At 72.2% G+C, this 7614-nt stretch carries 6 protein-coding genes; 4 read left to right on the top strand and 2 right to left on the bottom strand.

Annotated features, from left to right (window positions below; all coding sequences use genetic code 11):
* Together ACRYR8_RS16300 and ACRYR8_RS16295 are read right to left on the bottom strand one after the other, a co-directional pair.
* Positions 1–320 (bottom strand): carbohydrate ABC transporter permease (locus ACRYR8_RS16300; protein WP_432485510.1); only part of this gene is annotated, 320 nt, incomplete at its 3' end.
* A 68-nt stretch (positions 321–388) separates the two neighbouring features.
* Positions 389–1723, bottom strand: coding sequence for an ABC transporter substrate-binding protein (locus ACRYR8_RS16295; protein WP_432485512.1), 1335 nt, complete (start codon positions 1721–1723; stop codon positions 389–391).
* A 371-nt stretch (positions 1724–2094) separates the two neighbouring features.
* Between ACRYR8_RS16295 and rhaI the strand changes: the two genes are divergently transcribed.
* From rhaI to ACRYR8_RS16275, 4 genes are read left to right on the top strand one after another with little or no spacing between them, the layout of a single operon-like run.
* Complete coding sequence (gene rhaI, locus ACRYR8_RS16290; RefSeq protein ID WP_432485514.1) at positions 2095–3261, top strand: L-rhamnose isomerase; 1167 nt, start codon at positions 2095–2097, stop codon at positions 3259–3261.
* 5 nt (positions 3262–3266) lie between these two features.
* Positions 3267–5324, top strand: coding sequence for a bifunctional aldolase/short-chain dehydrogenase (locus ACRYR8_RS16285; RefSeq protein WP_432485516.1), 2058 nt, complete (start codon positions 3267–3269; stop codon positions 5322–5324).
* Positions 5325–5348: 24 nt separating this feature from the next.
* On the top strand, positions 5349–6800 hold the full coding sequence (locus tag ACRYR8_RS16280) for a rhamnulokinase (RefSeq protein WP_432485518.1): 1452 nt from the start codon (positions 5349–5351) through the stop codon (positions 6798–6800).
* Positions 6797–7612, top strand: a complete 816-nt coding sequence (locus tag ACRYR8_RS16275; protein ID WP_432485520.1) for a (Fe-S)-binding protein — start codon at positions 6797–6799, stop codon at positions 7610–7612. The genes ACRYR8_RS16280 and ACRYR8_RS16275 overlap by 4 nt, the downstream gene beginning before the upstream one ends.
* The last annotated feature ends 2 nt before the right edge of the window (positions 7613–7614 follow it).

Here is a 7614-nt window from a genome sequence, read left to right as displayed (position 1 = left end):
CCCAGCCCCAGCCCGAGCACGACCTTGGCTCCGGAGGTGACGACCGCGTAGACGAAGGTGTTGGTGAAGCCCTTCACCAGGGCCGGTTCCTGGAAGAACTGCACGAAGTTGCCGAAACCGATGAACTGACTGTCGAAGATCGTCCACCGGGTCATGCTGAAGTAGAACGACAGCAGGGTCGGCACCAGGAACAGCACGCCGTACACGACCGCGGCGGGCAGGTAGAACCACCCCGGGTAGGGACTGCGCCGGCGCCCGGGAACTCGGTGCGCCGACGTGGTGGGCTTCGTGCGGGAAGGAGCGGGAGCTGTCGTCGCCATCGGTGACCTCTCTCGGCGGGGTGCCCCGGCTCCGCGCGGGGAGCCGGGGCGGTCGACGGGGGGAAGGCTCACCAGCCCTCGAGGCCCAGCTGCTGGGCCTGCTTCTCGACGTCCTGGTCGTACAGGGCGGCACCGTCCTGCGCCGAACGGATGCCGGAGCCGACCTCGACGGTGATCTGCTCCAGGGACGGGCCCTTGACCGGCGAGAGGAACTCCAGCGCCGGGGACTGCGCGTCCGCGTCGAAGTAGGCCTGGACGTCCTTGGTGACCTGCGGCACGTCGTCGGGCAGCTCGCACCCCTCGACGAGGTAGGGGCCGGTGGGCGGCGAGGCCTGGCTCTGCGCCTCGCAGCCGTCCGGACTGGCGATGAACGCGGCCAGCTTCTTCGCCGCCTCCAGCTCCTCCCCCGTCGTGGTGTTCGGGATGTAGACAGCGTTGGGGTACCAGGCGGTCAGCCCGTTGGTCGCCGCGTCGTCACCCGGCAGGGCGAAGAAGCCGATCCGGTCGCCGGCGTCGGGGTCGACGCTGAGCAGGGTCGTGATGTTGCCCGACAGGATGGGGTACATCGCCGCCTCGCCGGACGCGAGCTGGCGCATCCCGTCCTCGAGCTTGGCGGAGGCGAAGTCGCTGTTCTGCAGTCCCTTCTCGTGCACCTCCTGCAGGTGCTCGAACCCCCTGATCGCGACGGGGTCGGTGGCGTACTTCGCCTCGCCCGCGGTGTACTTCTCCGCCCAGTCGGGGTCCGCGGCGAGCACGTTGTGGAAGTCGCCCAGGACGAAGAGCTGGGAGGTCCAGGTGTCGCCGTAGGTCTGCGCCACCGGCGCGATGCCGGCCGCCTTGATCTTCTCGCTGTTGGCGATGAACTCCGCCCAGGTCTTCGGCACCTGAAGGCCGAGCTGGGAGTAGACGTCCATGTTGTACATGACCCCGCCGCCGAAGGCGGTCCCGTAGGGGACGCCGTAGGCGGTGTCGCCCACGGAGACCTGCGGCAGGTAGGCGTCGTCCACCTCGCCGACCACGTCGTCCCCGAGCGGCGCGAGGTTCTTCTCGGGGGCGATCTGCTGGAAGAGGGAGCCGGAGTTGTAGTCGAAGACGTCGGCCATGCTGCCCGTCTGCAGGCGGGTCTTGACGAGGTTGTCACCCTCGCCGCCACCGGGGCGCCCGTCGAGCTCGACCTGGATGTCGGGGTTGGCGGCCTCGAAGGCCTCGACGATGGACGCCGCGGTGGCCTGGGCGGTCGCCTCGCTGCCGGTCAGCCAGGTGATGGTGGTGCCGCCGTCACCGGAGCCGCTGGAGGAGCCGAGGCTCCCGGCACTGCACGCGGTGATCGACAGGGGGAGCAGGGCCAGCGCTGCGAGTCCTGCCAGCGTCCGGGTTGGGGTGGGGGTGCGTCGACGTGCCACGGGGTCTCCTCATCGAGACGGTCGCTCCGGGGAGCGGTGGGCGGGGTGTTCGCAGGACGTGGTGAGACGTTTCAAGGACGGCTCGGGCTCGAAGGTAGGAGCGCACGAGCGGGTCGTCAAGCAGTCCCGGGAGGTCTGCTCCGATCGAGAGGAGGAATGCGTTTTCCCTGGTCGCGAGCCCGGCGGCGCACCCGCCGACCCCTCACACCGGGGCTCGCGCACCGGCCGGCACCCCCGTGGCCGGCGAGCCCTCCGCCCCGCCCCGTCGGGCCCTCACTGGGGTGCCGTCGCGAGGACGAGCGCCCTCCATGCTTGTGAAACGTGTCAAAATCTGGTTACGGTGCTGCCGCCCCCGATGGAGTGAGGTCCCCATGACAACGACCGAGACGGTCCTCGCCGCCCTGCGAGCCCAGACGATCGAGCTGCCCTCGTGGGCGTTCGGCAACTCCGGTACCCGGTTCAAGGTCTTCGGCAGCCCCGGCACGCCGCGCGACCCGTTCGAGAAGATCAGCGACGCGGCCCAGGTGCACCGGTACACCGGCATCGCGCCGCGCGTGTCCCTGCACATCCCGTGGGACCTCGTCGACGACTTCGGCAAGCTGGCCGACCACGCCGCCGACAACGGTGTCTCGATCGGCATGATCAACTCCAACCTGTTCCAGGACGACGACTACAAGCTCGGCTCCCTGACCCACCCGGACGCGAAGGTGCGTGCCAAGGCCGTCGCCCACCACGCCCAGTGCATCGACGTCATGCGCGCCACCGGCTCCAAGGAGCTGAAGGTCTGGCTGCCCGACGGCACCAACTACCCCGGCCAGGACGACCTGCGCGACCGCCAGGAGCGCCTCGCCGAGTCCCTGCAGCAGGTCTACGCGCTGCTGGACGACGACCACCGCATGGTGCTGGAGTACAAGTTCTTCGAGCCGGCCTTCTACTCCACCGACATCCCCGACTGGGGCACCTCGCTGCTGCACTGCACGTCGCTGGGCGAGAAGGCGAAGGTCGTCCTGGACACCGGCCACCACGCGCCCGGCACGAACATCGAGTTCATCGTCGTGCAGCTGCTGCGCGCCGGGCGGCTGGGCGCCTTCGACTTCAACTCGCGCTTCTACGCCGACGACGACCTCATGGCCGGGGCGGCGGACCCGTTCCAGCTGTTCCGGATCATGTACGAGATCGTCCGCTCGGACGCGCTGCGGCCCGACTCGGGCGTGAACTTCATGCTCGACCAGTGCCACAACATCGAGGAGAAGATCCCCGGGCAGATCCGCTCGGTGACCAACGTCCAGCAGGCCACCGCCAAGGCGCTGCTGGTGGACCGCGAGGCGCTGCGCGCCGCGCAGCTGGCCGGGGACGTCCTCGGCGCCAACGACGTCTTCATGGACGCCTACCACACCGACGTGCGCCCGCTGCTGGCCGAGCTGCGCGAGTCGATGGGACTGGCGGCCGACCCGATGGCCGCCTTCAAGGCGTCGGGGTACGCGGACCGGATCGCCGCCGAGCGCATCGGCGGCCAGCAGGCCGGATGGGGAGCCTGAACGACATGACGAACACCACCACGAACGAGGCCGTGGAGCAGCTGCTCGCGCGCTCGCACGCCCTGGGTGCCGACCCGCGCTTCACCAACTACGCCGGCGGCAACACCTCCGCCAAGGGCACCGCGCCCGACCCCGTGACCGGCGAGGACGTCGAGCTGCTCTGGGTGAAGGGCTCCGGCGGGGACCTGGGCACCCTGGAGGAGAAGGGCCTGGCGGTCCTGCGCCTGGACCGCGTCCGCGCCCTGCGCGACGTGTACCCGGGCGTGGACCGCGAGGACGAGATGGTCGCCGCGTTCGACTACTGCCTGCACGGCAAGGGCGGTGCGGCACCTTCCATCGACACCGCGATGCACGCGCTCGTCGACGCCGCGCACGTGGACCACCTGCACCCCGACGCAGGCATCGCGATCGCGACCGCCGCCGACGGCGAGAAGCTCACCGAGACGATCTTCGAGGGCAAGGTCGTGTGGGTGCCGTGGCGCCGGCCCGGCTTCCAGCTGGGCCTGGACATCGCCGCCATCAAGGAGGCCAACCCGCAGGCGGTCGGCACCGTCCTCGGCGGGCACGGCATCACCGCCTGGGGCGCCACCAGCGCCGAGGCCGAGGCGAACTCCCGCTGGATCATCGAGACGGCCACCGCGTACATCGCGGCGAACTCGGTGCCCGAGCCGTTCGGCCCGGTGCTCGACGGCTACGCGGCCCTGCCGGAAGCCGAGCGCCGCGCGAAGGCCGCCGCGCTCGCGCCGGTGGTCCGCGGGATCGCCTCGCACGACAAGCCGCAGGTCGGGCACTTCACCGACTCCGACGTCGTGCTGGACTTCCTCGCCCGCGCGGAGCACCCGCGCCTGGCCGCGCTGGGCACGAGCTGCCCGGACCACTTCCTGCGCACCAAGGTGAAGCCGCTGGTGGTGGACCTGCCCCCGACCGCGTCCGTGGAGGAGGTCACCGCGCGCCTCGCCGAGCTGCACGAGGAGTACCGGGCGGACTACCAGGCCTACTACGACCGGCACGCGACGCCCGACTCCCCCGCGATCCGCGGCGCGGATCCGCTCATCGTGCTGGTGCCGGGCGTGGGCATGTTCTCCTTCGGCAAGGACAAGCAGACCGCCCGCGTCGCCGGGGAGTTCTACGTCAACGCGATCAACGTCATGCGCGGCGCGGAGGGGATCTCCAGCTACTCCCCCATCGAGGAGTCGGAGAAGTTCCGCATCGAGTACTGGGCGCTGGAGGAGGCCAAGCTGGCGCGCATGCCGAAGCCGAAGCCCCTGGCCACCCGCATCGCGCTGGTGACCGGCGCGGCCTCCGGCATCGGCAAGGCCATCGCGACCCGCCTGGCCGCGGAGGGCGCCTGCGTCGTCGTCGCCGACCTCGACCTCGCCAAGGCGCAGGCCGCGGCGGAGGAGATCGCCGGTTCCAGGGGCGCCGACGTGGCCGTGGGCGTGGCCGCGGACGTCTCGGACGCCGCCGCCGTGGCCGCCGCGATCGACGAGGCCGTGCTCGCGTTCGGCGGGCTGGACCTCGTCGTCAACAACGCGGGCCTGTCGATCTCCAAGCCGCTGCTGGAGACCACCGAGAAGGACTGGGACCTGCAGCACGACGTCATGGCCAAGGGGTCGTTCCTCGTCTCCCAGACCGCGGCCAAGGTCCTCATAGCGCAGGGCCTGGGCGGCGACATCGTCTACATCGCCTCGAAGAACTCGGTCTTCGCCGGCCCGAACAACATCGCCTACTCGGCGGTGAAGGCCGACCAGGCCCACCAGGTGCGTCTGCTGGCCGCCGAGCTCGGCGAGCACGGGATCAAGGTCAACGGCGTCAACCCCGACGGGGTCGTGCGCGGCTCGGGCATCTTCGCCGGCGGCTGGGGCGCCCAGCGCGCCAAGACGTACGGCATCCCCGAGGAGGAACTGGGCAAGTTCTACGCCCAGCGCACCCTGCTCAAGCGCGAGGTGCTGCCCGAGCACGTCGCCAACGCCGTGTTCGTGCTCACCGGCGGGGAACTGTCGCACACCACCGGTCTGCACGTGCCCGTGGACGCCGGCGTCGCCGCCGCGTTCCTCCGCTGAACCACCCACCCCAGGAGTCCTGACGTGAGCACCCACATCGCCGTGGACCTCGGCGCCTCCAGCGGACGCGTCATGCTCGGCTCGGCCGCACCCGGCCGGCTGATGCTCCAGGAGGTGCACCGCTTCGGCAACGGCGGTGTGCAGGTGGCCGGGCGCCTGCACTGGGACGCCGTCGGGCTGTGGCGGGAGGTGCTGGCCGGGCTCGGCCGCGCCGCCCGCACGCCCGGCGGCGCGGCCGCCCGAACCGTCGGGGTGGACACCTGGGCGGTGGACTACGGGCTGCTGACCCGCGAGGGCGCCCTGCTGGGCACCCCGCGGCACTACCGGGACTCGCGCACCGAGGGTGTGGCGGAGCGGGTGTTCCAGCGCGTGCCCGCGCAGCGGCTGTACGAGCGCAACGGCCTGCAGCACCTGCCGTTCACGACGATCTACCAGCTCGTCGCCGAGGCGGAGGAGTCGCTGCTCGGATCGGCCGCGCAGCTGCTGCTCGTGCCGGACCTGCTGGGCTACTGGCTGTCCGGCCACCGCGGCGCGGAGGCCACCAACGCCTCCACCACCGGCCTGGCCGACGTGCGCACCGGCCGGTGGGCGCCCGACCTCGTCGAGCTCGCCGGGATCGACCCGGCGCTGCTGCCGCCGGTGCACGACCCCGGCACGGTGCTGGGGGGCCTGCGCTCGGAGGTGCTCGCCGAGACCGGCCTGTCCGGTGCGGTGCGCCTGGTCGCCGTCGGCTCGCACGACACCGCCTCCGCGGTCGTGGCGGTGCCGGCGCGCGACGAGCGGTTCGCGTACGTCGCCTGCGGCACGTGGGGACTGGTGGGCGTGGAGCTGGAGCAGCCCGTGTTGTCGGCGGAGTCGTTCGCGGCGAACTTCACCAACGAGCGCGGTGTGGACGGCCGCATCCGCTACCTGCGCAACGTCATGGGCCTGTGGGTGCTGCAGCAGTGCCTGGCGGAGTGGGCCGCCGCCGACGGCGAGCAGCCGGACCTGCCGGCCCTGCTCGCCGCCGCGGCCGCGGTGCCCGCCGGGGGCCCGGTCGTCGACGTCGACGAGCCGCGGTTCCTGCCGCCGGGCCCGATGGTGACGCGGGTCCGGGCCGCCGCCGAGGAGGCCGGGCACCGGCCGCCTGCGGAGCGGGCCGAGGTGGTGCGGTGCGTGGTGGAGAGCCTGGCCCGCGCGTTCGCCGCCGCGGTCGCCGACGCCGTGCGCCTCTCCGGGCACGAGGTGGACGCCGTCCACCTCGTCGGCGGCGGTGCGCGCAACGCGCTGCTGTGCGAGCTGACCGCGCAGGCGTGCGGGCTGCCGGTGGTCGCCGGCCCCGTGGAGGCCACCGCCCTGGGCAACGTCCTGGTGCAGGCCCGGGCGCACGGGGACCTGTCCGGTCCGCTGGAGGACCTGCGCGCCCTGGTGCGCGGGACCCACGAGACGACGACCTACGCTCCCCGCGGGACGCGTGTGGGGAGTGGAGCGCTGTGAGGATCGCCGTCATGGCCACCTGCCTGGGGGACGCGATGTTCCCGCAGGTGGTCAAGGCCACCGTGGGACTGCTGCGGCGGCTGGGGCACGAGGTCGTCTTCCCCGAGGGGCAGACGTGCTGCGGCCAGATGCACGTCAACACCGGGTACCTGCGCGAGGCGGTGCCGCTGGTGCGCCACCACGTGGACGTGTTCGAGCCCGTGACCCACGGCGAGTGGGACGCGGTCGTCGCACCGTCGGGCTCGTGCACCGGGTGCGTGCGCCACCAGCACGCGATGGTCGCCCGCCGCGCCGGCGACGAGGCCCTGGCCGAGCGGGCCGAGGCGGTGGCCGGGCGCACCTACGAGCTGTCCGAGCTGCTCGTGGACGTCCTCGGCGTCACCGACGTCGGCGCCTACTACCCGCACCGCGTCACCTACCACCCCACGTGCCACTCGCTGCGGATGCTGCGCGTGGCCGACAAGCCGCTGCAGCTGCTGCGCGCGGTGCGCGGCCTGGAGCTGGTGGAGCTGCCCGACGCGGACGTGTGCTGCGGTTTCGGCGGCACCTTCGCGGTGAAGAACGGCGAGACGTCCACCGCGATGCTCGCCGACAAGATGCGCAACGTCCTGGGCACCCGCGCGGAGGTCTGCACGGCCGGGGACTCCTCCTGCCTCATGCACATCGGCGGTGGCATGGGCCGGCTGCGCACGGGCGTGCGCACCGTGCACCTGGCGGAGATCCTCGCCTCCACCGAGGCGAGCCAGACCCCCGCCGCGCCCGGCACCGCGACCCCGCACGTGCGCGACGAGCCCGTGGAGGTGCAGCGGTGAGC

This window comes from Kineococcus esterisolvens (assembly GCF_050871405.1).
In the GTDB taxonomy this organism is placed as follows: Bacteria; Actinomycetota; Actinomycetes; order Actinomycetales; family Kineococcaceae; genus Kineococcus.
The sequence above is the reverse complement of the archived record's forward strand: the minus strand, read 5'-3'. Positions and strand labels throughout refer to the sequence as shown.